Annotated in this window: 20 protein-coding genes and 2 pseudogenes; 9 read left to right on the plus strand and 13 right to left on the minus strand. The window is 66.7% G+C overall.

Going from position 1 to position 24,868, the window contains the following annotated elements; translation table 11 throughout:
• The first annotated feature begins 35 nt into the window (after window positions 1-35).
• Window positions 36-1,901 (plus strand): phosphoenolpyruvate carboxykinase (GTP), encoded by a 1,866-nt coding sequence (locus HDC95_RS00855; RefSeq protein ID WP_396652614.1) that lies wholly within the window; start codon window positions 36-38, stop codon window positions 1,899-1,901.
• A gap of 154 nt (window positions 1,902-2,055) precedes the next feature.
• On the opposite strand, the gene HDC95_RS00860 is transcribed toward HDC95_RS00855, so the two are convergent.
• The 3 genes from HDC95_RS00860 to HDC95_RS00870 all read right to left on the minus strand — a co-directional run bounded on the left by HDC95_RS00860 (window position 2,056) and on the right by HDC95_RS00870 (window position 5,147).
• Window positions 2,056-2,949: a formylglycine-generating enzyme family protein gene (locus HDC95_RS00860; RefSeq protein ID WP_259062175.1), complete on the minus strand. Its 894-nt coding sequence runs from the start codon at window positions 2,947-2,949 to the stop codon at window positions 2,056-2,058.
• Window positions 2,950-3,011: 62 nt separating this feature from the next.
• On the minus strand, window positions 3,012-4,913 hold the full coding sequence (locus HDC95_RS00865) for an ABC transporter ATP-binding protein (RefSeq protein WP_259061302.1): 1,902 nt from the start codon (window positions 4,911-4,913) through the stop codon (window positions 3,012-3,014).
• 27 nt (window positions 4,914-4,940) lie between these two features.
• Complete coding sequence (locus HDC95_RS00870; protein ID WP_259061303.1) at window positions 4,941-5,147, minus strand: AsnC family protein; 207 nt, start codon at window positions 5,145-5,147, stop codon at window positions 4,941-4,943.
• Between the two features lie 112 nt (window positions 5,148-5,259).
• On the opposite strand from HDC95_RS00870, the gene HDC95_RS00875 reads away from it, so the two are divergent.
• On the plus strand, window positions 5,260-6,285 hold the full coding sequence (locus tag HDC95_RS00875; protein WP_259061304.1) for a S66 peptidase family protein: 1,026 nt from the start codon (window positions 5,260-5,262) through the stop codon (window positions 6,283-6,285).
• A gap of 30 nt (window positions 6,286-6,315) precedes the next feature.
• On the opposite strand, the gene HDC95_RS00880 is transcribed toward HDC95_RS00875, so the two are convergent.
• Entirely contained in the window at window positions 6,316-7,068 is a 753-nt protein-coding gene (locus HDC95_RS00880; RefSeq protein WP_259061305.1) for an IclR family transcriptional regulator, read from the minus strand.
• A gap of 93 nt (window positions 7,069-7,161) precedes the next feature.
• Here HDC95_RS00880 and HDC95_RS00885 point away from each other — a divergent pair, with 93 nt between their 5' ends.
• The 4 genes from HDC95_RS00885 (at window position 7,162) to HDC95_RS00900 (ending at window position 11,729) form a co-directional block, all read left to right on the plus strand.
• On the plus strand, window positions 7,162-8,343 hold the full coding sequence (locus tag HDC95_RS00885) for an aminotransferase class V-fold PLP-dependent enzyme (RefSeq protein ID WP_259061306.1): 1,182 nt from the start codon (window positions 7,162-7,164) through the stop codon (window positions 8,341-8,343).
• A complete protein-coding gene (pepE, locus tag HDC95_RS00890) occupies window positions 8,340-9,083 on the plus strand; it encodes a dipeptidase PepE (protein ID WP_259061307.1) in 744 nt (247 codons plus the stop codon). The genes HDC95_RS00885 and pepE overlap by 4 nt, the downstream gene beginning before the upstream one ends.
• Window positions 9,083-10,027, plus strand: a complete 945-nt coding sequence (locus HDC95_RS00895; RefSeq protein WP_259061308.1) for a DUF1177 domain-containing protein — start codon at window positions 9,083-9,085, stop codon at window positions 10,025-10,027. Before pepE ends, HDC95_RS00895 begins: the two co-directional genes overlap by 1 nt.
• A gap of 67 nt (window positions 10,028-10,094) precedes the next feature.
• Entirely contained in the window at window positions 10,095-11,729 is a 1,635-nt protein-coding gene (locus tag HDC95_RS00900) for an OPT/YSL family transporter (RefSeq protein WP_259061309.1), read from the plus strand.
• Window positions 11,730-11,758: 29 nt separating this feature from the next.
• Here the strand turns inward: HDC95_RS00900 and HDC95_RS00905 are convergent.
• Window positions 11,759-13,053, minus strand: a pseudogene (locus HDC95_RS00905) (MFS transporter).
• 189 nt (window positions 13,054-13,242) lie between these two features.
• On the opposite strand from HDC95_RS00905, the pseudogene HDC95_RS00910 reads away from it, so the two are divergent.
• Window positions 13,243-13,578: pseudogene (locus tag HDC95_RS00910) on the plus strand (substrate-binding domain-containing protein).
• 3 nt (window positions 13,579-13,581) lie between these two features.
• Here HDC95_RS00910 and HDC95_RS00915 read toward each other — a convergent pair.
• The 7 genes from HDC95_RS00915 to HDC95_RS00945 all read right to left on the minus strand — a co-directional run bounded on the left by HDC95_RS00915 (window position 13,582) and on the right by HDC95_RS00945 (window position 19,134).
• The gene (locus HDC95_RS00915; protein ID WP_259061310.1) at window positions 13,582-13,941 is read right to left on the minus strand and encodes a Fe-S protein; all 360 of its coding nucleotides are present in this window, start codon (window positions 13,939-13,941) and stop codon (window positions 13,582-13,584) included.
• A gap of 54 nt (window positions 13,942-13,995) precedes the next feature.
• Window positions 13,996-14,472 carry a 6,7-dimethyl-8-ribityllumazine synthase gene (ribH, locus tag HDC95_RS00920; RefSeq protein ID WP_259061311.1) on the minus strand — a complete coding sequence of 159 codons (477 nt, stop codon included), beginning with the start codon at window positions 14,470-14,472 and terminating at the stop codon, window positions 13,996-13,998.
• A complete protein-coding gene (gene ribA / locus HDC95_RS00925; protein WP_259061312.1) occupies window positions 14,469-15,743 on the minus strand; it encodes a GTP cyclohydrolase II in 1,275 nt (424 codons plus the stop codon). The genes ribH and ribA overlap by 4 nt, the downstream gene beginning before the upstream one ends.
• Window positions 15,740-16,369: a riboflavin synthase gene (locus HDC95_RS00930; protein ID WP_259061313.1), complete on the minus strand. Its 630-nt coding sequence runs from the start codon at window positions 16,367-16,369 to the stop codon at window positions 15,740-15,742. Before HDC95_RS00930 ends, ribA begins: the two co-directional genes overlap by 4 nt.
• Window positions 16,369-17,397 carry a bifunctional diaminohydroxyphosphoribosylaminopyrimidine deaminase/5-amino-6-(5-phosphoribosylamino)uracil reductase RibD gene (gene ribD, locus HDC95_RS00935; protein WP_259061314.1) on the minus strand — a complete coding sequence of 343 codons (1,029 nt, stop codon included), beginning with the start codon at window positions 17,395-17,397 and terminating at the stop codon, window positions 16,369-16,371. Before ribD ends, HDC95_RS00930 begins: the two co-directional genes overlap by 1 nt.
• Before the next feature lie 252 nt (window positions 17,398-17,649).
• Window positions 17,650-18,513, minus strand: coding sequence for an Fpg/Nei family DNA glycosylase (locus tag HDC95_RS00940; RefSeq protein ID WP_259061315.1), 864 nt, complete (start codon window positions 18,511-18,513; stop codon window positions 17,650-17,652).
• A gap of 54 nt (window positions 18,514-18,567) precedes the next feature.
• On the minus strand, window positions 18,568-19,134 hold the full coding sequence (locus tag HDC95_RS00945) for a GNAT family N-acetyltransferase (RefSeq protein ID WP_259061316.1): 567 nt from the start codon (window positions 19,132-19,134) through the stop codon (window positions 18,568-18,570).
• Window positions 19,135-19,207: 73 nt separating this feature from the next.
• Here HDC95_RS00945 and mfd point away from each other — a divergent pair, with 73 nt between their 5' ends.
• Window positions 19,208-22,762 carry a transcription-repair coupling factor gene (mfd, locus tag HDC95_RS00950; RefSeq protein ID WP_259061317.1) on the plus strand — a complete coding sequence of 1,185 codons (3,555 nt, stop codon included), beginning with the start codon at window positions 19,208-19,210 and terminating at the stop codon, window positions 22,760-22,762.
• Window positions 22,763-22,787: 25 nt separating this feature from the next.
• A complete protein-coding gene (locus HDC95_RS00955; RefSeq protein ID WP_259061318.1) occupies window positions 22,788-23,384 on the plus strand; it encodes a gamma carbonic anhydrase family protein in 597 nt (198 codons plus the stop codon).
• 106 nt (window positions 23,385-23,490) lie between these two features.
• Here the strand turns inward: HDC95_RS00955 and gdhA are convergent, their stop codons facing one another.
• Complete coding sequence (gdhA, locus tag HDC95_RS00960; RefSeq protein ID WP_259061319.1) at window positions 23,491-24,858, minus strand: NADP-specific glutamate dehydrogenase; 1,368 nt, start codon at window positions 24,856-24,858, stop codon at window positions 23,491-23,493.
• Window positions 24,859-24,868: the final 10 nt, after the last annotated feature.

Here is a 24,868-nt window from a genome sequence, read left to right on the forward strand (position 1 = left end):
ATGGACATACACACCGACTCTTCGAGGGAGCAGACATGGTTATGGCCGAGACCTTCACACCCCGCGTCCCCACCGTCTCCGCGGCGCGCAAGCTTGGCGCCGTCCCCACGTATGACACGCCGGCGATGAATGAGCTCGTCGCATGGGTCGAAGAGATCCGCGCGCTCACGCAGCCGGCATCCGTTCATTGGGTGGGTGGCTCGCAGGCAGAGAACGACGCGCTGCTGCGCGGCCTCGTGTCGGAGGGCAAGCTCATCAAGCTGAACCCCGAGTGGCGTCCCGGCTCGTACCTCGCCCGCTCGCACCCCAGCGACGTCGCCCGCACCGAGGCCCGCACCTTCATCGCCTCCGAACACGAGAAGGATGCCGGACCCACGAACAACTGGGCGGATCCCGCCGAGATGCGCCAGACGATGACCGAGATCTTCGAGGGGTCGATGCGCGGACGCACGATGTACGTCGTGCCGTTCTCGATGGGAGCAGTCGGCGGACCCCTGTCGCACATCGGCGTGCAGATCACCGACAGTGCCTACGCCGTGGCATCCATCGGCATCATGACGCGCGTCGGCGATGCCGTCACTCGGCAGATCGCCGAAGGCGCCCCGTGGGTCAAGACTGTGCACTCCGTCGGCGCTCCGCTTAAGCCGGGCGAGCCGGACGTCGAATGGCCCTGCAATGACGAGAAGTACATCGTGCACTTCCCTGACACGCTCGAGGTCTACTCGTACGGTTCGGGTTACGGCGGCAACGCCATCCTCGCCAAGAAGTGCTTCGCACTGCGCATCGCCTCGGTGATCGCCCGCGACGAGGGCTGGCTCGCAGAGCACATGCTGCTCATCCGCGTCATCGATCCGCAGGGCAAGGCCTACCATGTGGCCGCGGCGTTCCCATCGGCGTGCGGCAAGACCAACCTCGCCATGCTTCGCCCGACCATCCCCGGTTGGAAGGTCGAGACTCTGGGTGACGACATCGCCTGGATCAGGCCTGGGGAGGACGGCCGGATGTGGGCGATCAACCCCGAGGCCGGGTTCTTCGGTGTCGCCCCTGGCACCGGCGAATCCACGAACGCGACGGCCGTCGAGACGCTGTGGGGCAACACGATCTTCACCAATGTCGCGCTGCGCCCGGACGGCGATGTGTGGTGGGAGGGTCTGACCGATACGCCACCGGCGCACCTGACCGATTGGGAGGGCAATGACTGGACACCGGACTCTGGCCGTCCCGCCGCACATCCCAATTCACGGTTCACCGTCTCGGCCGCGCAGTGCCCGCAGATCTCGGACGACTGGGAGCAGGCGGTGCCCCTCGACGTCATCCTGTTCGGCGGACGGCGTGCGACGAACGTTCCGCTCGTGGTGGAGGCCACCGATTGGACGCACGGGGTATTCCTCGGCTCGACGATCTCCTCCGAGCGCACGGCGGCAGCCGAAGGCACGGTCGGCGAACTGCGCCGCGACCCGTTCGCGATGCTCCCGTTCTGCGGCTACAACATGGGCGACTACTTCGCTCACTGGCTGAAGGTCGGCCGTCAGCTGCGGTTCGACCGCGCACCGCGCATCTTCCAGGTCAACTGGTTCCGCCGTGGCGAGGACGGTCACTTCCTCTGGCCGGGATTCGGTGACAACTCACGCGTCGTCGACTGGATCATCCGCAGGATCAGCGGCGAGGTCGCAGCCGTCGAAAGTCCTATCGGGCGGCTCCCGCTGATCGAAGACCTCAACCTCGACGGGCTCGACATCTCGCCGCAGGATCTCGCCGAGCTCTTCGCGGTGGATGCGGATGCCTGGTCGAAGGAAGCGGACTCCACCGAGGAGTTCTTCGACACCTTCGGCGACACGATGCCCGCCGCGCTCCGCGCCGAGCTCGCCTCGTTGCGGTACCGGCTCGCGCAGGCGAAGTAGCGCCGGATTCAGACCCGCGATGGCGGGATGACTGGGACAGACCCGTGGCTGAGTGGTCCCGTCATCCTGCCATCGCGTTATGACGCGCCTAGCGCTATCGTCTTGCGCGAGGGGTTCCGTCGCCCGGCGGCGTACTGCGTCTTGACGACGAGGCTCATAAATCTCGGGCGAGACGGAATCCGATGTGCGACATCCCGGTGTCCTCGGCCTGCGGAGAACGAGCGGCCGGACGGAACCGCAGACAGTAATCCGGCGAGCACAGGTGCGATCCGCCCTTGAGCACCCGCCGCGGGGTATCCGGGAACGCTTCCTGGGCGCTCGCCGCGGCAAGAAGGTTCGTCCGTTTGCCCGCATCGACCGGCTTGTCCGATAGCCGTAGGTGTCGCGGGGTGTAGAAGTCGGAGGTCCACTCCCACACATTGGCGATCATGTCGTAGAGTCCGTAACCGTTGGGCCGGTACGAGCCGACGGGGGCAGCATCGCCGACGCCCTGGTTGTTGTACGGGAAGCGGCCCAGCCAGGAGTTCGCCTGGGCGACTCCGTCCGGATATGCCTCATCGCCCCACGCGAAGCGGGCACCGTCCACTCCGCCACGAGCCGCGTACTCGTGCTCGGCCTCGGTGGGCAGTCGCATGCCGACCCAATCTGCGTAGGCAATGGCGTCCTCGAATGCGATGTGCACGACGGGATGCCGCTTTCGATCGTCGACTGAGGAGTCGGGTCCGAATGGGCGTCGCCAGCACGCACCGGGCTGCCAACGCCACCAGCTGCGCCAGTCGCGCAGATCCGTCGGCCCCGTCGTCGGGGTGAACACCATCGACCCGGGCAAGAGATCGTTGGGGTCTGCGCCGGGAAAGGCGGCCGGATCGAGTTCCCGCTCAGCGACCGTCACGTAACCGGTCGCCGCTACGAACTCGCCGTACTGCTTGTTCGTCACCTCATAGCGATCGATGAAGAATGGTGCGACTTCTCTTTCATGAACAGGCTTCTCATCCGGGTAGAACTCCTCGGAGCCCATTCGGAATGTGCCGCCGGGGATGGGGACCATATCGCGCATGCTCGTCACCTCTTCAGCGTAGTGACGGGCGAGGGTTTTCTGAGACTCGGAGATCAGACGAGGAGTTGGTGGCGGGCGAGGTCGCGGTACAGCGGCACCTGCTCGATGAGTTCGGTGTGCGTGCCCTGCCCCACCACTTCGCCGTTCTGCAGTACGACGATCAGGTCGCTGTCGACGACCGTGGAGAGGCGATGCGCGATGACGATGAGCGTGCGATCGGCAGAGACGGCATCGATGGCCTCGCGCATGCGCTGCTCGTTCACGCCGTCGAGCGAGGAGGTCGATTCGTCCAGCAGCAGGATCGGTGCTTCGGTGAGCAGCGCCCTGGCGATCGCGAGACGCTGGCGTTCGCCGCCGGAGAGCATCACACCGTCCTCGCCGACCGGGGTCTGAAGTCCCAGCGTGCCTCGCTCGAGTACATCACCCAGGTTCACGGCGTGCAGCACCCGTTCGCAATCCGCATCCGTCGCGTCGGGAGAGGCGAGACGCAGATTGTCGGCGAGCGTGCCCGCGAGGGTCGGGGCGTCCTGCTCGACGTAACCGAACCGCGCGCGCAGCTCGGCCCGTGGATAGGTGCGGATGTCGTGACCGTCAAGGCGGATCGAGCCGCCGGTCGGATCGTAGAACCGCTCGATCAGCGCGAGGATCGTGCTCTTGCCCGCACCGCTCGGACCGACGAGTGCGATGCGTGCTCCTCGAGGAACGGCGAAGGAGACGCGGCGCAGAACGTCGCGGTCGGCGCGCGCGTCAGCATCCGCGTCGCTCGTCTTCCGCTCGAGATGCGCGTCGACGAGCACGGTGCGCGCCTCTGTCGCCGCCGCCTCGCGCGCGGCGACGACGGCGTCGGGGTAGCGGAAACGGACATCGTGGAACGAGAGCGCCGTGAGATCGGATGCTGCATCCACTGCTGAGTCGGCGGGCAGAGACGCGGCGATCGCAGCATCCTCCTGGTCTTCCGTCGGAAGGTCGAGCACCTCTTGGATGCGCCCGAGCGCGCCGAGCGCCTGGTTCACCGAGGTGATGGCGCCGAAGGTCGTCGCGAGCGGCATGATCAGCATGAAGAGGAACATCACGAAGGTGATGAGCGAGGCGACCGTGATCGCACCGGCGGCGACTCGGAACCCGCCGACACCGAGCACGGCCAGCAGTGACAGTTGCATGGCGATGCCGGAGATCGGCACGACCAGTGCGGAGACCTTTGCGATGCGCACACCGAGGCCGTACGCTTCACCCGCGAGCGCCGACACGGATGCCGTCTCGCGCTCCGTGGCGCCAGAGGCACGTACGGTGCGGATCGATCCGACGGCGCGCTCGACCGCCGAGGCCAGTTCGCCGACCTTGACCTGCTGCGCGCTCGACGCGGTGCGGATGCGCCCGCTCAGCATCACGACGACGGCGAGGGAGACTCCGACGACCACCACGATCAGTAGCAAAAGGATCGGGTCGATGAGGAGCATGGCTATCAGTGCTCCGAGGAACAGGATCGCGCTGCCGACGGCATCCGCGAGCCCCTGAGTGAGCACGGCGTAGAGGAGTGTCGTGTCGGTGCCGACGCGCGAGACGAGGTCGCCGGTGCGGCGCGCGTCGAACTCGCGGATCGGCAGATGCAGGATGCGCGCGATCAGCTGGCGACGGCTGGAGTGCACCACTGCAGTGCCGGTGCGCTGCAACAGGTAGTGCTGATATCCGGAGATCACGGAGGAGATGAGCACGAAACCGACCAGCATCCACACCAGGATCCCCAGAGTGCCTCCGGACTGCACGGCCGTGATCACCTGGCCGACCAGGAGCGGCTGAACGAGCGATGTCGCTGCGCCGAAGACGCTGAGGATCGCGACGACGATCAGCGTCTTCTTATGTTCGAAGAGGAAGGGAAGGAGCTGACGGAACGTGGCGCGCGGGCCATCCTGCGGCGCACCGCGTCCGCGGCGGCGGGTAGGCGCCGTACGAGACATGTGGGACCTCGATCTGAAGAAAAGGGGTTACCTACGACCGTACTTCCTATGGGTGGCCTGCTTGGTCACGCCGAGCGCGCTGGCGATCGCCTGCCAGGAGTAGCCCGCATTGCGCGCCCGGCGTACTTGAGACTCCTCGATGCGTGAGAGTTCGCGACGGAGTTCAGTCAGCCGGTGCAGCTCGGCGATCGGCTCGCCCTGGGGATCGAGTGCCTGCGCGGTCGGAATGCTCATGTTCGTCAACATAGCTTGACGTTGATCTGGTGGCAACCAATGTTGACCCTCGGGGTGTGGACCGCGTGGTCCTGATCGTGAGCCAGGGGTGGCCGTCCGGCAGAATGGCGTCATGCCGCCAAAACTTGTTCCCGGTGATCGCGTCGCCGTCCTCTCGCCCGCCTTCGCCGCTCCTGCCGTGGCACCTGCGCTGCACGAGCAGGCGCTGCGACGGCTGACGGAGTCGACAGGTCTTGTCCCGGTCGAGTACCCGACGACGCGTCAGCTCGGAGCGAGCCCTGAGGCGCGTGCCGCTGACGTGAACGCGGCGTTCGCCGACCCCGGCATCCGCGCGGTCGTCGCCACGATCGGCGGCGATGATCAGATCCTCGTCGTTCCGCATCTGGATGCCGCGCTCGCTCAGGCCGACCCGAAGCCGTTCGTCGGCTACAGCGACAACACCAACATCCTGAACTGGCTGTGGAAGCACGGTGTCCCTGGCTTCTATGGCGGCTCGACCGCTGTGCACCTGGGCCCCGGCCCCGCCGTCGACGATATCCACCTGCGGTCGTTGCGCGCGGCACTGCTGGACGGTGGCGAACTCGAGCTCACCGAACCGGGGGAGTCGGAAGATATCGGCCGCCGATGGGAGGACCCGCGCGCGCTCGCCGAGTACGGAGACCGCGTGCCGACTGAACCTTGGACATGGGCAGGGTCCGAGCGCCGCGTCACTGGGCGCACCTGGGGTGGCTGTCTGGAGGTGCTCGACGGCCTGGCGTTCGCGGATCGCCTGCCAGCGGTATCCGATCTCGACGGCGCGATCCTGATGCTCGAGACGAGCGAGGAGCGTCCACCCGCAGGCTGGGTCGCCCGCTGGTTGCGTGGCCTGGGTGAGCGCGGAATCCTCGCGGCCGCGGCCGGTGTGATCTTCGCACGTCCGCCGGTGAGCGACTTCGACTTCCACCCATCGGCCGATGAGGCGCAGGCGCTCCGCGATGCGCAGCGCGACATCGTGGTCGAGACCGTCGCGCGCTACAACCCGGATGCTGTGGTGTGCATCGGTGTGCCGTTCGGGCACACGCGTCCGCAGTGGATCGTGCCGTACGGCGGACGGATGGTGCTCGACGGCGCCGCGCAGAGGGTGTTCGCCCGTTACTGAGGCGCCGAGGTCTCCGCCTGGCCCACGAAGTCACCCCTCGCGTGTCAGCATCCGACCCAGCTCGCCGGTCGCGGCGAGCAGCGCATCGACGAGTGGCTGCTCGACGATGAGCGTCGAGCGTGACGACAGCGCGATCGCTCCCAGGGGTTCTTTGCCCATCCAGACTGGCGCGGCCAGCGCCGACACGTTCGTGTCGTACTCACCTTGCGAGTGGCAGTACCCGCGGGCCCGGATGGTGAGGAACTCCTCTTCGAGTTGTTGCGGGTCAGTCTTTGTCTCGGCGGTGAAGCGTGCCATCGGACGGTCCCCGATGAATCGCGCTCTCAGGGCGTGGGGCAATTGGGCGTAGTACGCCTTCGAGATCGCGCCAGCGTGTGCCGGGAAGAGCTCGCTGGTCATGGGATAGTCGCGCAAAGGACCCTCGATCCCGTCGAGGGAGAGCACCACTCGCATGTGTGCGTGGTCGGGCACCGCGAATGTGGTGTTGAGCTGGGTGCTCGCGGCAAGACGCTCGAGCACGGGGCGGGCGATGCTGGCAAGCGACGCGGTGCTGCGCCACGCACGCGCGAGATGCAGCACCGACGCACCCAGCCGGTATGTGCGGGTTTCGTCGTCCCGGCGCAGGAAGTGCTGCTCAGTGAGCGTCGCAATCGTTCGCTGCGCGGTGGAGGTGGAGCATCCGAGTAGGTCGGCCAGCTCGGTGACACTCAGCGAGTGCCGCGCACCGTCGAACAGCTGCAGCGCCTCCAGTGCTCGCGTCACGCTGTTGAGCCGATCGGACATGAAGGCATTATCCCGCATAGCGGGATGAGTATTGTCCCCTCTCGTCCCAGGCTCGAATCTGTGTTGAGTATCCCGATGGAGAGGACTGAGTAGATGGCACTGGTTGAGCAGGCAGCAGGCGCGTCGCCGCAGTACGCGTACTTCGACACCGCAGCGGCGGCACCGCCCGTGCCTGAAGCTGTGGAGGCTGCTGTCTCGTACCTGCAGCGCACGGCCATCGATGGTCCATATCTGCCGAGCTTCCGGCGTGAGGTTTACGAGAAGCTCGAGCAGATCCGTGCCGCCGTCGCCGGCTTCCTCGAGGCGAAGACTTCGGAGATCGCCTTCACTCGCAACGGCACGGAGTCCATCAGCCTGGTCGCCCGCGGTATCCGCTGGCAACCCGGCGACGAAGTGGTCGTTCCTGACACCGAGATGCTCAGCAATGTCGCCATCTGGCGGATGCTGGAGTCGGACGCCGGCATCCGCGTCGTCCCGTTCGAGGCCGACTCCGACGGGATGCTCGACCCGGAGCGCCTGCGCGCCGCCATCACCCCGCGCACCCGTCTGATCACCTTCGTGGCCCTGTCCAACGCGACAGGTGCTGTGCAGCCAGTGGCCGAGATCTGCCGGGTCGCGGCTGAGGCCGATGTGCTCACGCACGTGAACGCCGCGCAGGCCGTCGGTATGATGCCACTCGGGTTCCGCACCTGGCAGGCCGACTTCATCTCGGCATGCAGTCGCAAGGGCTTGCGTGGCATCGAAGGCTCCGGCATCCTCGCCGTACGCGGGCATCTGATCCCCGCCCTCACCCCGGCTCTCGCCGGCTGGTGGAACACCGCTCTGGAGGGCGACGGCATCACACTGCCGGACACCGCCAAGCGTTTCGAGGCCGGCTCGCCGAATGTGCCGGCAATCCTGGCACTGGGCGCGGCCGTAGAGGTCGTCGAGCGGATCGGCGTCGACAACATCCACCGCAGCGTTCGCGCGCTCACGGATAGGGCCGTCCGCGGCATCCGCGGTATCCCTGGCGCCGCGGTCTACGGTCCCATCGACCAGAATCGGCTTGGCATCATCCCTTTCAACATCGATGGAGTCGACCCACGCGAACTCACCGACCATCTGGAGAGCCGCGGCATCATCGTCGAGGCCGGCCACTTCATGGCCACCCCGATCCTCAACGCCTACGGGATCACGGCGATGGCGCGTGCCTCGATGCACTATTTCAACACCACGGACGAGATCGACCGTCTCGTCGCCGAGATCACGGCCTTCGCCGGAAAGGAAGCAGCATGATCCGCGCACTCCTGATGAGCAGCTCGCGCAAGGACAACCTCGGCTACCTCGAGCACGCGGGCGAACAGCTCGCCCTCGTGCTCGGCGAGCAGGATGACCGGCCAAAGCCCATCCGTGCGGTGCTCATTCCCTATGCCGCCGTGTCGACGACGTTCGAGACATATGAGGAACTCGCCAAGCCCGCCTTCGCCGCGCATGGCGTGGAGCTCACGTCCATTCACCGCATGGCCGACCCAGTGCAGGCCATCCGCGAAGCGGAGGTCATCGCGGTGGCAGGGGGCAACACGTTCGCCCTTCTGAATCGTCTGTATGCGGCGGACCTGGTCGACGCGATCCGCGAGCGCGTGACCTCAGGCGCCGCCTCCTACGTCGGCTGGAGCGCCGGCACCAACGTAGCCACCCCATCGATCCGTACGACAAATGACATGCCGATCGTCGAGCCGCCGTCCTTTGCCGCACTGCGCCTGGTGCCGTTCCAGATGAACCCGCACTTCATCCCGGGAAAGCCCGTTGGTCACAACGGTGAGAGCCGCGAAGAGCGGCTGCGCGAGTTCATCGACCTCAATCCGTCCGAGGAGGTGCTCGCGCTGTACGAAGGCTGCGCCCTATGGGTCACGGGCGACCATGCGCGCATCGTCGGCGAACGCGAAGGCCTGGTGTTCAGTCAGGAGGGCGAGGTGCGATCCATCGCACCAGGGGAGTCGTTCCCGCTGTCCTCGATCCGTGAGGCAGCGCTCTGATGGGCATGCGAGAGATCACTGAGATCACCGAGCTGATGGACGACCCGCGACTGGATGGGGAGCGCATCGCCGCCCTGCTCCTCAGCGCCGGTGCGGCGGATGCGCGCATCGAGGTCACCTCTGTCCCGTACGAGGCTCCGGAGGACATCGCCCGAACGTGCGACTTCGTGCGCGTCACTCTGCCCGGTGGTCGCGGTGCCCTCGCAGGCGGAGACGCCCCGACTCTCGGCATCGTCGGACGGCTCGGAGCCCAGCAGGCACAACCCGATCGCATCGGCTACGTCTCGGATGCTGACGGTTCCACCGTCGCGATCGCGGCGGCGTTGCGGCTGTTGCGCCTCGCGGCTGCCGGCGCACAGCTACCCGGCGATGTCATCGTTACCACCCACATCGCCACCCATGTGAGCATCACTCCACGCGAGCCCGCAGATTTCATGGGCATGCCGGTGTCCTCTGAAACCATGAACGAGCACGAGGTCGATGCCGGGATGGAAGCGATCCTGTCGATCGACGCGTCGAAGGGCAACCGACTCATCAACCACCCCGGCGTGGCCATCTCTCCGACTGCGAAGGCAGGTTACCTGCTGCCGGTCGCCCCGGGACTCCTTTCGATTCTGGAGCAGGCGACCGGTGCGCCCGCGCACACGTTCCCGCTGGCCCTGCAGGACATCACGCCCTATTCGAACGGGTACCGGCACTTCAACTCGATCATGCAGCCGACCGTCGCCACGAGCGCTCCGGTCGTCGGCGTGGCGCTGACAGCTGCGGCTGTCGTTCCCGGATCATCAACGGGCGCCAGCTACGAGCCGGCGCTGCTCGAGGCCACCCGCTTCGTCGTCGAGGCCGCGAAGCAGTTCACCCAGGGTCGCGTCTCCTTCTTCGACGCCGACGAGTACGACAGCCTCGTCGACCAATACGGCGAGCTCACCCGATTCCAGAGCTGACCGCGCCCGATGGGGGGCACCCGTGGGCGACGAAGCCCGCGTCCGACACTCATCAGAAAGTCCGTTCATGACCACTTCATCCGCCAGTGAGGAACGTCCTCCCACGAAGCATCCCCGCGCGTTCGAGCCGCTCACGTTGATCGTCACGATCGCGCTGAGCGTGCTCGGCGCCATCATCGGCGTGCACCTGATCACAACCCTTGGCATCTCGGCCAACACCAGCGTCATCGGCGCCGTGATCGCCATGCTGCTCGGGCGCATCACGTTCTTCGGCTTCGCGAAGTTCCGCAGCAGGCATCGGCAGAACCTCGTCCAGTCCGCCGTCTCTGCGGCCACGTTCGCCGCAGCCAACGGTCTTCTGGCGCCCATCGCGATCCCCTGGGCGATGGGTAGGCCGGAGCTTGTCTGGCCGATGCTGCTGGGCGCATCGCTCGGCGTGCTGATCGATGTCTTCGTGCTTTTCAAGGCATTCGGCTCGAAATTCCTGCCGGCCTCCGCCGCGTGGCCTCCAGGGGTCGCCGCGGCCGAGACGATCCGCGCCGGATCGGAGGGCGGTCGACGCGCGTTGATCCTCGTCGGCGGAGGTGTCGTCGGTGTGATCGGATCGCTGTTCGCCCTGCCCATGTCGGCCGCGGGCGTCGCGCTGATCGGCAACATGTGGGCGCTGCTCATGTTCGCGGTCGGCCTGCTGATCTCGCAGTACGCTCCTGTGCTCCTCGACGTCGACCTCGGCGCGCTGTACATCCCGCACGGCGTGATGATCGGTGCCGGCCTCGTCGCGTTGCTGCAGGTGGTGTGGATCATCGTCGGGGCGCGGACCAAGCGGCAGCGCGCCGAAGAGATGCGCCACACCGAGGCGATCAAGCTCGATGAGACGCTCGACTATTCGGTCTCCCGGCGCGGCCTCGGTCGTGCACTGGGCGGCGGGTACATCGCGTTCGTGATCGGCGCGCTGCTGATCGCTCTGATCGGAGGCGCAGCGACCGACCTATCCATCCCCGCCCTGATCGGTTTCGTGCTCTTCGCAGGCTTCGCCGCCATCGTCCACGAACTGATCGTGGGGCTTGCAGCTATGCACGCGGGGTGGTTCCCTGCGTTCGCCGTCACACTGATCTTCCTGGTCCTCGGCCTGTTCCTGCAGATGCCGGAGGTGCCGTTGCTGGTGCTGGTCGCCTACTGCTCGGCCACGGGGCCCGCGTTCGCGGACATGGGGTACGACTACAAGGCGGGTTGGATCCTGCGCAGGGAGGGACGCCCGTGGAAGGCGTACGAGCTCGCCGGCCGCCGTGAACAGCTGAAAGCCTCGCTTGTCGCCATCATCATCGCGATCGGCGTGGTCGCCGTGTCGTGGCAGGGGCTGTTCGGAGATGGCAAGATCCCGCCGTCTTCGAAGGTCTTCGCTGACACGATCGCCGTGGGCATATCCGACCCTCAGGTCATCCTGACGATGGCGCTGTGGGCGATTCCAGGAGCGCTTGTTCAATTGCTCGGCGGTTCCAAGCGACAGATGGGCGTGCTGCTTGCGACCGGTCTGCTGGTCGCGACGGCGAACGCCGGCTGGCTCGTGCTCGCCGCCCTGCTGTTCCGCGTGATCTGGATGAAGTACCGCGGCGCGAAGGGCGAGCAGGAGATCGCGCTGATGGGAGCAGGCGTCATAGCCGCCGACTCGCTCATGAACGTGGGCAAGATCATCAAGTTCTGACCGGCGATTCCGACGCTTGGCGCGAGCGCCTACAGCTCGACGGCTGCAACCAGTCCCAAGTCATCGTCATAGTCGTCGTCCTTCGTCTCCTTCGTCAGGATCAACGCGATGAAGGTCAGCACACCCATCGATGAAAGGTACAGTCCGACGAGCCACGGCTCGCCGCCAGCGAACTCCCACAGCTTGAGCGCGATGAGCGGTGCGATGGCTGCACCGAGGATCGACGAGACGTTGTACGCGATGGCGGATCCGGAATAGCGCACATTAGTCGGGAACAGCTCGGGCAGCATCGCACCCATCGGTCCGAACGTGATCCCCATCAGCATGAAGCCCAACACGAGGAACGCCTGCGTGAGCGCACCTGTGAACTGCGGGTCGACCTGAGGCATCAGGAAGACGTTGAAGGTGAGGCCGAAGACGATGATCGCTCCGGTGACCGAGAGCAGGAGCTTGCGACGTCCGATCGCATCGGCGACGGGGCCGGAGAGCAGCGTGAAGATGCCGAAGAAGACCACGCCGACGATCTGCATGAGTACGAAGTCGGTGTAGCCGAAACCTGCCCCCGGCACGTCGGCGTCGATCGAGGCCGTGCCGTATGCGAGCGTGAAGTTCGTCATCAGGTAGAACAGCACGTAGGTGGCCAGCATGATGAACGTGCCGAGGATGAGGTGCTTCCAGTGGTGGCGGAACACGGTGGCAAGCGGCATCTTGCGGATGACGCCGTTCTGCTCCGCCCGCTTGAGGTGTCGGACTCGACGAGTTGAGCCTGACCCACAGGCCGATGATGACCATGACAGCGGAGAACAGGAACGGGATGCGCCAGCCCCAGGCGAGGAAGGCCTCCGACTGCAGCGCGGGGTTCTCGCCGCCAGGCGCGCTTGCCCTTCGGCGCGTTCTCGGTCGCGACGAGCGCGGCCCCCGACCATTCGCCGCCCAACGCGAAGCCCTGGGCGAGACGCAGGATCAGCAATAGGAGGGGTGCGACCCAACCGATCTACTTGAACGTCGGCAACACGCCGATGATGAATGTCGCGATACCCATCGTGAGAAGGGATGCCACGAGCGTCGCTTTGCGTCCGTACTTGTCGCCGAAGTGCCCGAACGCCATCGCGCCGATCGGACGGGCGACCATCGCTGCGCCGAACACGGCGAAGGATGCCAGCAGCGACGCGGTGGCGTTGTCGCTGGGGAAGAAGAGCAGGGGAAAGACGAGGACCGCTGCCGTCGCATAGGCGTAGAAGTCGTAGAACTCGATGGTGGTGCCGACGAGGCTCGCGAGGATGACGCGCGAACGGGGGTTGGCGGGTGTGGCGGCGGTACTCATGATCTCCTAGCGTTCTGTGTGCTCATGGCGGGGGAGCACCTCCGGGAGTTCAGGCCTTGCTGAGCGCTGGCTGGTCGTCATTCCTCGCGGACGCTGAGCCCGAGGCCAGGAAGGAAATGCGCTCGTGGCGTCAGAAGGTGTTCGAGCTCCAGCACCATGAGCCGGTTCGCCCCCGCCGCGCCGCCGACGATGGGATGTATAGCGTGCGCTGCGGCCCGTTTCGCCAGTTTCGGCCGAGCCGTGTTCGCCGCCAACGACCAGATGGCGATCGGCGTGCTGCGGGCGTTCCGCGAAGCGGGACTCGATGTGCCGGGCAACGTCAGCCTCGTCGGATTCGACGGTCTCCCCGATGCCGCTCAGCTGTGACCTCCGCTGACCACGGTGCAGCAGCATCCCGAGCGCGTCGGTGCGCTGGCCGTGGATGCACTGCTGAGCGAACTCGACGGCGGCGATCGGCTGCGGACGCCGCTCATGGGCACCGAGCTCGTGATCCGCGGCAGCTCGGCGCCGCTGCGGATCCGCTGAGGGTCAGCGCCAGAGCAACGCGATGCCTGCGTTCGTCACCGTGAGGATGCCGACGAGCCAGAACACCACGGGCGCAACCGTCGCTCCGCGCTTCTGACGCCCTAACCCGGATCCGACCAGCGCCCCGATGGCGACCAGGATGACGAGCTTGGTGCCGATCTTCACGTAGTTCGGCTCGGCGCCTTCCGGCAGGCCCCACGGAGCTGCAAGGGCGAGTCCGGCGAGTCCGGCGATCAACAGGCCGTACTCCATGATCTTCCCGAACTGCCGCTGGCCTCCGAAGGCCTGCACGGCCCACGATCCGAAGAGTACGGCGAAGCCGATGAGGTGGACGAGCAGGACGATGTGGCGCAGGGTCTCCATGCCCTCACCGTACGCCAGCGGCGTCACCGTTCGCCAGATAGGGGAGCCTCAGATTCAGCCGCGCAACTCCCGCAGCACCAGCGCGGTGCGCAGCGCGGCATCCGCTGCCTCGGCGCCCTTGTCCTCTTTGGAGCCCTCGAGACCCGCGCGATCCAGCCCCTGCTGCTCGTCGTCGACTGTCAGCACACCGAATCCGACCGGCTTACCGGCATCCAGTGCAACCCTGGTGAGGCCGTCGGTGGTCGCCGACGACACGTACTCGAAGTGGGGGGTGCCACCGCGGATGATGACGCCGAGGGCGACCACGGCATCCGCTCCCCCTGCGAACGCGGCCTGCGCCGCCACCGCGAGCTCGAACGATCCTGGCACGCGCGCGAGGCGGTGCGTCGCGTTGGCGGCGTTGAGCACGCGCTCAGCGCCCGCGATCATCCCGTCGGTGATCACCTCATGCCAGGTGCCGGCGATGATGACGACATTCATGCCGGTCGCGTCGATCTGCTCTGCGGTCGATGGGGCTCCTGCGCCGCTCATGCCTTGTCCTTCCCCTGCGCCAGTGCCTCGGCCAATTCGGCCTCGCCGATGATGTGGCCCATGCGGTCTCGCTTGGTCTCGAGATACTGATGGTTGTTCGGTCCGACGCCGACGATGAGCGGCACCTGCTCTGCGACATCGAGTCCGAGCGCGCGCAGCTGCTTCACCTTGTCGGTGTTGTTCGTCAGCAGGCGCACCTTCGAGACGCCGAGATCGCTGAGGATCCCGGCGGCAGCCGCGTACTCGCGGGCATCCGCCGGCAGCCCGAGGGCAAGATTCGCGTCGACGGTGTCGAGTCCGTCTTCTTGCAGGCTGTAGGCGCGCAGCTTGTTGATGAGCCCGATGCCGCGGCCCTCGTGACCGCGCATGTAGATGACGACGCCGCCTTCCTGTTCGATCGCGTCGAGCGCCGCATCGAGCTGCGGCCCGCACTCGCACTTGAGTGATCCGAACGCCTCACCGGTCAGGCATTCCGAGTGCACGCGCACCAGAGCCGTCTCTTCGAGTTCACCGGAGACGACTGCGATGTGATCCGTGCCGGTCACGCGGTCCTTGTAGGCGAGGAAGCGGAATGTGCCGTGATCGGTCGGAACCGTGGCATCCGCCCGCAGACTCACACGACGCTTGCCTGCGCGTGACGACACGACCGGTCCGTCCTGCGGATCGATCTCGTTGAGGTGCGCGATCAGCTGCTCGATCGTGATCACGGGCACGCCGTCGCGTGCACCGAGATCTTTGAGCCCCGGCAGGCGCATCATGCTGCCGTCTTCGGCGACGACCTCTGCGATCGCGCCGACGGGCTGAAGTCCGGCGAGCTTCATCAGGTCGACTGCAGCCTCCGTGTGCCCGCCGCGCTCGCGCACGCCGCCGTCGACGGCGCGCAGCGGAAGCACGTGTCCTGGCCGGATCACACTCGTGGAGGTGGATGCCGGGTTCGCCAGCACATTGAGCGTGTGCGCACGATCGGACGCGCTGATCCCCGTCGTGACGCCCTCAGCGGCATCGACACTGACCGTGTATGCGGTCGAGCGGGCGTCCTCGTTGGCCTCCACCATGGGCGGCAGGTTCAGGCTGTCCGCGAGGTCGGCCGGCATCGGCGCGCAGATGAAGCCGGACGACCAGCGCACCGTCCACGCGACCCATTCGGGGGTGGCGAGTTCGGCAGAGAGGATCACGTCGCCCTCGTTCTCACGATTCTCATCGTCGGCGACGATGACCGGACGGCCGGCGCGCAGCGACTCGAGAGCTTCTTCGATGGTGGCAAGGCTCATCGTGAGCCTCCTTCCGAGACAGCCCGGAATGCGAGCAGGCGCTCCACATGGCGGGCGAGGATGTCGGTTTCAAGATTGACGCGATCGCCGACGCCGCGGGATCCGAGTGTCGTGGCGGCGAGGGTCTCGGGGATGAGCGAGATCTCGAACCATGCCGCTGCGGCGGAAGGGTCGCTCACTGCGCTGACCGTCAACGAGGTGCCGTCGACGGAGATGGATCCCTTGTCGACGACGAGAGGGGCGAGCTCTGCGGGCAGCGAGACGCGCAGCACGCTCCACTGCGCGCCAGGTCGCACGTCGACCACCTCTCCGACCCCGTCGACATGACCCTGCACGATGTGTCCGCCCAGGCGCGCGCCGACGGGCATGGCCTTCTCGATGTTGACGCGCGTGCCGACGGATGCCGTCGCCAGAGCCGACACGTCGAGCGTCTGCTTCATCACGTCGGCGTCGAAGGTGTCTGGAGTGGAGCCGACCACAGTGAGGCAGACTCCCGAGACGGCGATGGATTCGCCGTGCGCGGCGTCGTGTGCGGCCTTCGGCGCACGCACGGTCAGGCGCCAGCCGTCGCCGGCCGGTGCGATGGCGGTGATCTCGCCGATCTCCTCGATGATTCCGGTGAACATCAGCGGACTCCTTCGTTGTCTTCGAGTCTGGCGATCGCCAGCATGTCCGTGCCTAGTGGCACCCATTCGTCTATCACGATGCGACGTGCAGCCGAGATGGTCGGCACGCCGACGTCGGTCAGGGCCAGTCGATCGCCGCCGAGCAGCACCGGCGCGACGTAAGCGAGAACCCGATCCGCAAGTCCAGCCGATATGAATGCGCTGGCGAGCGTCGGTCCGCCTTCTACGAACGCGCTCTGGATGCCGCGCTCATGCAGATCTGCGACCACGGCGTGCAGATCACGGGTTTCGTAGAACAGCACGTCATGCGGGTGGCGGCGCACTGCGGCATCCGCCGGCGTCTCGCGCGAGCCGATCACCACGGGGACCGGCTGGTGATCGTAAGGACTGTCGCCGTCGCGCGCGGTGAGCGCGGGGTCGTCTGCGAGCATGGTGCCGGTGCCGACGATGATCGCATCGGCCGCCGCGCGGCGACGGTGCACATCGGCGCGTGCAAAAGGTCCGGTGATCCACTGGCTCGTGCCGTCGGCCGCCGCAGCGCGGCCATCGAGGCTCTGCGCCCACTTCACGGTGATGTGCGGGCGTCCGAGGCGCTGCGCGGTCAGCCAGTCGGATATCAGCGACCTGGCGTCGTCGGCCTGTTCGCCGGCCTCGACCTCGACACCCGCGCCGCGCAGTCGTTCGGCGCCGCCGCCTGACACGTCACCCGGATCGTCGAGAGCGTAGATCACGCGCGCGATCCCGGCGTCGATGAGCGCGAGAGCACAGGGGCCGGTGCGACCGGTGTGGTTGCAGGGTTCGAGCGTGACGACGGCGGTCGCGCCGCGGGCGGCGTCACCCGGAAGCTTGGACAGAGCGTCGACTTCGGCATGCGCGGTGCCGGCTCCGTGATGCCAGCCCTCTGCGAGGATCTCGCCCGAGGGGGAGAGGATGACGGCGCCCACCTGCGGGTTCGCGCCGCGTGGCCCGCGTGCAGCCAGCTCGAGCGCACGCGACATCGCGCGGCGTTCCGCCTCATGCACTGTCATCCGTCGTCCTTCTGCTATCGCTCCGGGGATGACAGACGGCGCGCGTACGCGCATCGTGCTGCCTCCCTTCCGGACTAGCGAGATCTCTCTCACATCACCGTCGGTACCGGAATTCCACCGGATCGGCATCTCGGTTTCCCTCGACGCTCGCGGACTGTCACCGCCGGTTCGGATTCACACCGACCCCGGAGCACGTTGATGCCCAGTGTAGTCAACGTGCCCGCGCGCATTTCATTCCATGACCGCGCAGGATCACTTCAGCAATCGCGACAGCCGTCGGTCGGCGAGCGGTTTGCCACCGGTCTGACACGTGGCGCAGTATTCGAGCGACCTGTCCGCGAAGAAGACGCTGCGCACCGTGTCGCCGCAGACCGGGCACGGCTCTCCTCGCCGCGCGTGCACCTGCATGCCTCGGCGTTTGGCGTCTCTGAGGTCGGCGGGTGGTTTGCCGGATGCTTCGGCCACCGCATCCGTCAGTGTCGTCCGCATCGCGGTGAACAGACGATCGACCTCTTCTTCGCCGAGCGTCCCGGCGATCGCGTACGGCGACATGCGTGCGGCGTGCAGGATCTCGTCGGAGTAGGCATTACCGATGCCGGCGATGACGGATTGATCGCGCAGCAGCCCCTTGATCTGCATCCGCCGACCTTCCAGCAGCGCGGCGAACGCGGCGTGGTCGAATGAATCCTCGAGCGGATCGGGTCCGAGCCGAGCGATGCCTGGCACCTCTTCCGGATCGCGCACTACATAGACCGCCAGCGACTTCTTCGTTCCGGCTTCCGTGAGATCGAAGCCGCTGTCGTCGTTCAACGCGACGCGCAGCGCGATCGGGGACTTCCCCGGCTTGATGAGCGTCGTCGGAAGCATCTCGTACCATCGCAGCCACCCGGCCTTCGCGAGATGGAACACGAGGTGCAGGTCGTCACCGCAGGAGAGGACGATGAACTTGCCGTGGCGCGCGGATGCCGTGATCTCGGCCCCGTGCAGAGCGGTGTTCGGAGGATCGAACGTCTTCAATGCGGCGATGTTGCCCACGCTCGTGCGCGTGACCGTTCGACCGACCGCGCGCTCGCCGAGAAACGCGACCAGCCCCTGCACCTCAGGCATCTCCGGCATGCGCCCATCCTGCCACCCGCATCCGACACGCGCAGCAGCTGGTGAGAATCCGCCTCACGCCAGAACGGACCACTCGACAGGGGTGCGGTCGTCGGTGGGAAGCAACCCTGCGACCCAGCCGTCATCGCGGCCGCGCGGGCTCGTGAGCGCCTGCCGCTGGAGCCCTTCGTAGCGGAAGCCCAGAGCACGCGCGGTGCGGGCGGATGGCACGTTCCCGGCGACGGCCTGCCAGCGGACGCGGGCGAGATCCAGCTCGGCGAACGCCCAATCGATCACCACGCGACACGCCTCGACCATGAAACCCTGCCCGCGGGCATGCGCGGTCGCCCAGTAGCCGAGCTCGGTCGACCCGCCGCTGGAGTGCGGCGTGATGTGATGCAGGCCCACGACTCCGACGAGCACGCCGTCGTGGAAGATGCCCCAGACCGTCTGGCTGCCGTCTTCCCACCACTCGGCGACCAGCTTCACGAAGCCTTCACCGTGCTCACGCGTGTACGGACTCGGAACGGTCGTCCAACGCGGGATCTCCGGATCCTGGCACGCGGCTGTGATCGCATCGACATCTACTGTCGTCGGGGCGCGGAGAACGAGGCGGTCGGTGTGCAGGACGATCGGTTCCATTCCGGAATCCTATGGCGGGGCAGAACGACGATGGGCAACCCGCACTGTCTGTGGGGCGCACTAAGCTCGTCAGGTGACTGTTCCGGGGATTCTGCGCGCCTTGGAAGAGGCGACTCTGTACCATGACGCCCTCGCCTGGGCGCAGACCGATGCCGATCTCGGGCTCGTCGACGGCCTCGATGCCCCGACGATCGCAGGGCTGCTCGACAAGCGTGCGAGTTCGGGCCATCCTGCATCCCTGCTCGTCATCGCGCCCACCGGGCGTCGCGCGGAATCGCTCGCGGCGGCGCTCGGCTCATATGTGCCGGATGCCGAGATCCTGAGCTTTCCGGCATGGGAGACTCTGCCGCACGAGCGACTGAGCCCGAGCCCGGACACGGTCGGGCGGCGCCTCGAGACGCTTCGCCGCATCACGACCTGGTCAGGCGAGCGTCCGCTCATCGTCGTCGCCTCGGTGCGCGCGGCCCTTCAGCCGATCGCCGCGAACCTCGGCGACACCGCACCATTGGAGCTCGTGCTCGGCGGCAGAGGACTCGAACTCGACAGCGCCATCGAGCAGCTCGTCGAGCGCGCATACTCCCGTGTCGACATGGTGTCGCGCCGCGGCGAGTTCGCGGTGCGCGGCGGCATCCTCGATGTCTTCCCGCCCACATCCGAGCATCCGTACCGTGTCGAGTTCTTCGGCGATGAGATCGACCAGATCCGCGCCTTCTCTGTGGCCGACCAGCGCTCGCTCCCCGGCGGTGTCGATCGTGTCGAGCTGCCGGCGACCCGCGAACTGCTGCTCACTGCCGATGTGCGTGACCGTGCGCGCGCACTGATCTCCGGATTCCCCGCGATCGCCGGGATGCTGGAGAAGATGGCCGAGGGCATCCCGGTCGAGGGGATGGAGTCGCTGCTGCCTGCGGTCTCCGGCCCGCTGAAGGCCCTCGCTGAGTACTTCCCCGAGGGCACTGCAACAGCCCTCGTCGACCCCGAGCGCTCGAGTGCCAGGGCCCTGAGTCTCGGCGAGACGAACCGGGAGTTCCTCGATGCGGCGTGGAGCGCCGCCACTTCGGGTGCTTCGGCGCCCATCGACCTCGGAGCCGGCGACTTCATCAGCGTGGCAAGGCTCCGCGAGATCGCGCGCGAGCGCGACGGCGTGTGGTGGCGTTTCAGCCCGTTCGCGACCGACGATGACGAGGCGGCGAACATCGACGCCTCGATCATCCCGTCGTTCCACGGCAACGTCGACGGTGCGATCGACTTCGTCGAAGGCAAGCTCGCCGACGGGTGGCGGCTCGTGATCGCAGCATCCGGCGCCGGCCTCGTCGACCGCGCCAGAGACGTGTTGTCAGATCGCGGCCTCGCCGCTCGCATCGTCGATTCCCTCACCGACGCGCCGGAGGCCGGCGTCGCGACACTCGTTCTCGGCGCGCTCGAGGCGGGGTTCCAAGTGCCGGAGGCGAAGCTCGCCGTCCTCACCGACAACGAGTTCTACGGCCGCACGATCGGCGGCGACCAGCGTGTCGTCAAGAAGCTCGCATCGCGCCGCAAAAACGTCGTCGACCCACTGCAGCTGAAGAACGGCGACTTCGTCGTGCATGCGACGCACGGAATCGCCAAGTTCATAGAGATGACGCAGCGCGAGGTCTCCACCGGCGGGCGAAATGCCACCAAGACCACGCGCGACTATCTGGTGCTGGAGTACGCGCCTTCCAAGCGCGGCTACCCGGGCGACAAGCTGTACGTCCCGACCGACCAGCTCGACCTGCTCTCGAAGTACGTCGGTGGCGAGTCGCCCACGCTCTCGAAGATGGGCGGCAGCGACTGGTCGGCGGCCAAGGGCAAGGCCCGCCGCGCCGTGCGCGACATCGCCGTCGAGCTCGTGAAGCTGTATTCGGCACGCATGTCGGCGAAGGGACACGCGTTCGGACCGGACACCCCCTGGCAGCGTGAGCTGGAAGAGGCGTTCCCGTTCGCCGAGACGCCCGACCAGCTGCAGACGATCGACGAGATCAAGGCCGATATGGAGCGGCCCATCCCGATGGATCGGCTGCTGAGCGGCGATGTCGGCTTCGGCAAGACCGAGGTCGCGGTGCGCGCGGCGTTCAAGGCGATCCAGGACGGCAAGCAGGTCGCGATGCTCGTGCCGACGACGCTGCTGGTCAAGCAGCATTTCGAGACGTTCGCCGAGCGTTTCGCCGGATTCCCGGTGAAGGTGCGTGCGCTGTCGCGCTTCCAGACCGACAAAGATGCTCGTCTCACTCTCGAGGGCCTCCTCGACGGCTCGGTCGACATGGTGATCGGCACACACCGCATCCTCACGGATCAGATCATGTTCAAGGATCTCGGGCTGCTCATCATCGATGAGGAGCAGCGCTTCGGCGTCGAGCACAAGGACAAGCTGAAGAAGCTGAAGACGAACGTGGACATCCTCGCCATGAGCGCCACGCCGATCCCGCGCACGCTCGAAATGGCCGTCACCGGCATCCGCGAGATGTCGACTCTCGCCACGCCGCCCGAGGACCGGCATCCGATTCTCTCGTTCGTCGGTCCGCGCAGCGACAAGCAGATGGCCGCGGCGATCCGGCGTGAGATCCTGCGCGAGGGGCAGATCTTCTTCGTGCACAACCGCGTGCAGTCGATCCAGCGCGTCGCTTCGGAGCTGGCCGAACTGGTACCAGAGGCGAGGATCGCCGTCGCCCACGGTCAGATGGGCGAGCACCAGCTCGAGCAGGTCGTCGACGATTTCTGGGAGCGCAAATTCGACGTGCTCGTCTCGACCACGATCGTCGAGACCGGCCTCGACATCTCGAACGCGAACACGATCATCATCGACAAGGCCGACAAATACGGTCTCAGCCAGCTGCACCAGCTGCGCGGACGCGTCGGTCGCGGTCGCGAGCGTGCGTATGCGTACTTCCTCTACGACGACTCGAAGCCGCTCTCGGAGACCGCGGCGGATCGTCTGCAGACGATCGCGGTGAACAACGACTTGGGCAGCGGCATGCAGGTGGCGCTGAAGGATCTCGAGCTGCGTGGCGCAGGAAACATGCTCGGCGGCGAGCAGGCCGGACACATCGCGGGCGTCGGGTTCGATCTCTATCTGCGCATGGTCGGCGAGGCTGTCGCGACGTTCCGCGGCGAAGAAGTCGAGACAGGCAACGAGCTGCGGATGGAATTGCCGGTGGATGCACGCATCCCGGAGACCTACATCGACAGCGAGCGGCTGCGCCTCGAGGCGTACCAGAAGCTGTCTGCCGCGGCTGCCGCGACGGCGAAGGACGATGCGATCGACCTCGTGATCGAGGAGCTCACCGACCGCTACGGCACCCCGCCGGAAGAGGTGGAGGGTCTCGTCGCCATCGCGCGCCTACGCCGACGGGCCGCTCGCGCCGGGCTCGCAGATGTCGTCGCGATGGGGTCGAACCTTCGCGTGGCGCCGGCCCGTCTCGAGGACTCGATGAAGGTGCGGCTGCAGCGTCTGTACCCTGCGGCGAAGCTCGTCGGCGGGGGAGAGGCGCTCGTCGTGCCGCTGCCGCGTCCAGGTGGCGAGCCGCCGACGGACGCGGGCCTGCTGGAGTGGGTCGCGCAGCTGTTCACCGCGTTGTTCCCCGAGCCGGTGATGCCCTCCTCGGCATCCTGACTCTCGAGCGGAGTACGCTGACGGCATGTTGTACGAGCACCTCGGCGCCAGACCACGTATCCACGAGACCGCAGTCATCGCTCCGACCGCCGTCATCTCCGGTGACGTGGAGATCGGAGCGGACTGCCAAGTGCTGCACGGCGCCGTGATTACTGCGGAGGGCGGCCCGATCACTCTCGGTGAGACCGTCATCGTGATGGAGAACGCGATCGTGCGTGCCAGCTCGGCGAACCCCGTGCACATCGGAGACCACGTGCTGATCGGCCCCGGGGCATCCGTGTCCGGTGCGGTGATCGGGAACGAGGTGTTCCTCGCGACTGGAACGCGGGTGTTCAACGGTGCGAAGATCGGCGACCGCGCAGAGGTGCGCATCAACGCCGTCGTGCACCTGCGCACGACCGTGCCGGACGATACGGTCGTCCCGATCGGCTGGGTCGCAGTCGGAGAGCCGCTGCTCGTGCTCTCACCCGACAAGCACGAAGAGATCTGGGCAGCACAGCGTGAGCTGGACTTCCCCGGCTACGTGTTCGGGGTGGATCGCGACACCCCGGATGTCATGGTGCAGCTCACAGAGCGCTACGGCCGTTCTTTGGCGCGGCACGCTGACGACCGCCCGGCCTGAGGCGCGGCATCCGCAGTTACACATGTCAGCTCAAAACACGGACGTCGGCCGAATCGCGAGGAATCGGCCGACATCTGTGCAAAACAACTGACGGGTGTACTTCGACTCAGATGACGCCCTGGGCGAGCATCGCCGTCGCGACCCGCTGGAAGCCGGCGATGTTGGCGCCGGTCACGTAGTCTCCCGGCACTTCGTACTTCTCGGCGGCCTGGAATGCGGCGTCGTGGATGTCGGCCATGATCTCGCGCAGCTTGTTCTCGCTGTCGCCGAAGCTCCAGCGCTGGCGCGATGCGTTCTGGCTCATCTCGAGCGCGGAGGTCGCAACACCACCGGCGTTCGCGGCCTTGCCTGGTGCGAAGAGCACGCCGGCGCGCTGGAACGCGGCGACCGCATCCGGAACACAGGGCATGTTGGCGCCCTCGGAGACGGCGCGAACGCCGTTCGCGATGAGGGCCTCGGCATCGGCCAGGCTGACCTCGTTCTGCGTGGCGGAGGGCACTGCGATGTCGACCGGAACGTCCCACACGCTGCCGCCCTCGACAAAACGTGCACTGGAGCGGCGGTTCGCGTACTCGACGATGCGACCGCGCTCGACCTCCTTGATCTGACGGAGCAGATCGAGGTCGATACCGGCGTCATCGACGACATAGCCCGAGGAGTCGGATGCCGTGACCGCCGTCGCGCCGAGCTGAGTGGCCTTCTGAATGGCGTAGATCGCGACGTTCCCCGAACCCGAGATGCCGACGCGCTTGCCTTCGAGCGACTCGTTGTGCACCGCGAGCATCTCCTGTGCGAAGAACACCGCGCCATAGCCCGTGGCCTCGGTGCGCACCTCGGCGCCACCCCAGCCGGTGCCCTTACCGGTGAACATGCCGGATTCGTGACGGTTGGTGATCTTGCGGTAGGAGCCGAACAGGTAGCCGATCTCGCGGCCGCCGACGCCGATGTCGCCCGCAGGAACGTCGGTGTGCTCGCCGAGGTGGCGGTACAGCTCGCTCATGAACGACTGGCAGAAGCGCATGACCTCCGCATCGGAGCGACCATGCGGATCGAAGTCCGACCCGCCCTTCGCGCCGCCGATGCCCTGACCGGTGAGCGCGTTCTTGAAGATCTGCTCGAAACCGAGGAACTTGATGATGGACAGGTTCACCGAGGGGTGAAAGCGCAGTCCGCCCTTGTACGGGCCGAGCACAGAGGAGAACTGGATGCGGTAGCCGCGGTTGACCTGGATCTTCCCGGCGTCATCCACCCACGGAACGCGGAACATGATCTGGCGTTCCGGCTCCACGATGCGATCCAGAATGCCGGCCTCGACATACTCCGGGTGCTGCTCGAGGACGGGGGAGATCGTTCCGAGCACCTCGTGCACGGCCTGCTGGAACTCGGGTTCGTGCGGGCTGCGTGCCAGCACAGTGTCGAACACGGGCTGGACGGACGCGGTGAGCGGGTGGAATTCGGTGTGGGTTGCGGTCACGCGGGACGGC

Source organism: Microbacterium sp. AK031 (genome assembly GCF_024807145.1).
Classification (GTDB): domain Bacteria; phylum Actinomycetota; class Actinomycetes; order Actinomycetales; family Microbacteriaceae; genus Microbacterium.

Excerpts from the sequence above, each read along its gene's own strand:
- HDC95_RS00855 (WP_396652614.1), top strand. The coding sequence starts at position 36 with ATGGTTATGGCCGAGACCTTCACACCCCGCGTCCCCACCGTCTCCGCG.
- HDC95_RS00860 (WP_259062175.1), bottom strand. The coding sequence starts at position 2,949 with ATGGTCCCCATCCCCGGCGGCACATTCCGAATGGGCTCCGAGGAGTTC.
- HDC95_RS00865 (WP_259061302.1), bottom strand. The coding sequence starts at position 4,913 with ATGTCTCGTACGGCGCCTACCCGCCGCCGCGGACGCGGTGCGCCGCAG.
- HDC95_RS00870 (WP_259061303.1), bottom strand. The coding sequence starts at position 5,147 with ATGAGCATTCCGACCGCGCAGGCACTCGATCCCCAGGGCGAGCCGATC.
- HDC95_RS00875 (WP_259061304.1), top strand. The coding sequence starts at position 5,260 with ATGCCGCCAAAACTTGTTCCCGGTGATCGCGTCGCCGTCCTCTCGCCC.
- HDC95_RS00880 (WP_259061305.1), bottom strand. The coding sequence starts at position 7,068 with ATGTCCGATCGGCTCAACAGCGTGACGCGAGCACTGGAGGCGCTGCAG.
- HDC95_RS00885 (WP_259061306.1), top strand. The coding sequence starts at position 7,162 with ATGGCACTGGTTGAGCAGGCAGCAGGCGCGTCGCCGCAGTACGCGTAC.
- pepE (WP_259061307.1), top strand. The coding sequence starts at position 8,340 with ATGATCCGCGCACTCCTGATGAGCAGCTCGCGCAAGGACAACCTCGGC.
- HDC95_RS00895 (WP_259061308.1), top strand. The coding sequence starts at position 9,083 with ATGGGCATGCGAGAGATCACTGAGATCACCGAGCTGATGGACGACCCG.
- HDC95_RS00900 (WP_259061309.1), top strand. The coding sequence starts at position 10,095 with ATGACCACTTCATCCGCCAGTGAGGAACGTCCTCCCACGAAGCATCCC.
- HDC95_RS00915 (WP_259061310.1), bottom strand. The coding sequence starts at position 13,941 with ATGGAGACCCTGCGCCACATCGTCCTGCTCGTCCACCTCATCGGCTTC.
- ribH (WP_259061311.1), bottom strand. The coding sequence starts at position 14,472 with ATGAGCGGCGCAGGAGCCCCATCGACCGCAGAGCAGATCGACGCGACC.
- ribA (WP_259061312.1), bottom strand. The coding sequence starts at position 15,743 with ATGAGCCTTGCCACCATCGAAGAAGCTCTCGAGTCGCTGCGCGCCGGC.
- HDC95_RS00930 (WP_259061313.1), bottom strand. The coding sequence starts at position 16,369 with ATGTTCACCGGAATCATCGAGGAGATCGGCGAGATCACCGCCATCGCA.
- ribD (WP_259061314.1), bottom strand. The coding sequence starts at position 17,397 with ATGACAGTGCATGAGGCGGAACGCCGCGCGATGTCGCGTGCGCTCGAG.
- HDC95_RS00940 (WP_259061315.1), bottom strand. The coding sequence starts at position 18,513 with ATGCCGGAGATGCCTGAGGTGCAGGGGCTGGTCGCGTTTCTCGGCGAG.
- HDC95_RS00945 (WP_259061316.1), bottom strand. The coding sequence starts at position 19,134 with ATGGAACCGATCGTCCTGCACACCGACCGCCTCGTTCTCCGCGCCCCG.
- HDC95_RS00955 (WP_259061318.1), top strand. The coding sequence starts at position 22,788 with ATGTTGTACGAGCACCTCGGCGCCAGACCACGTATCCACGAGACCGCA.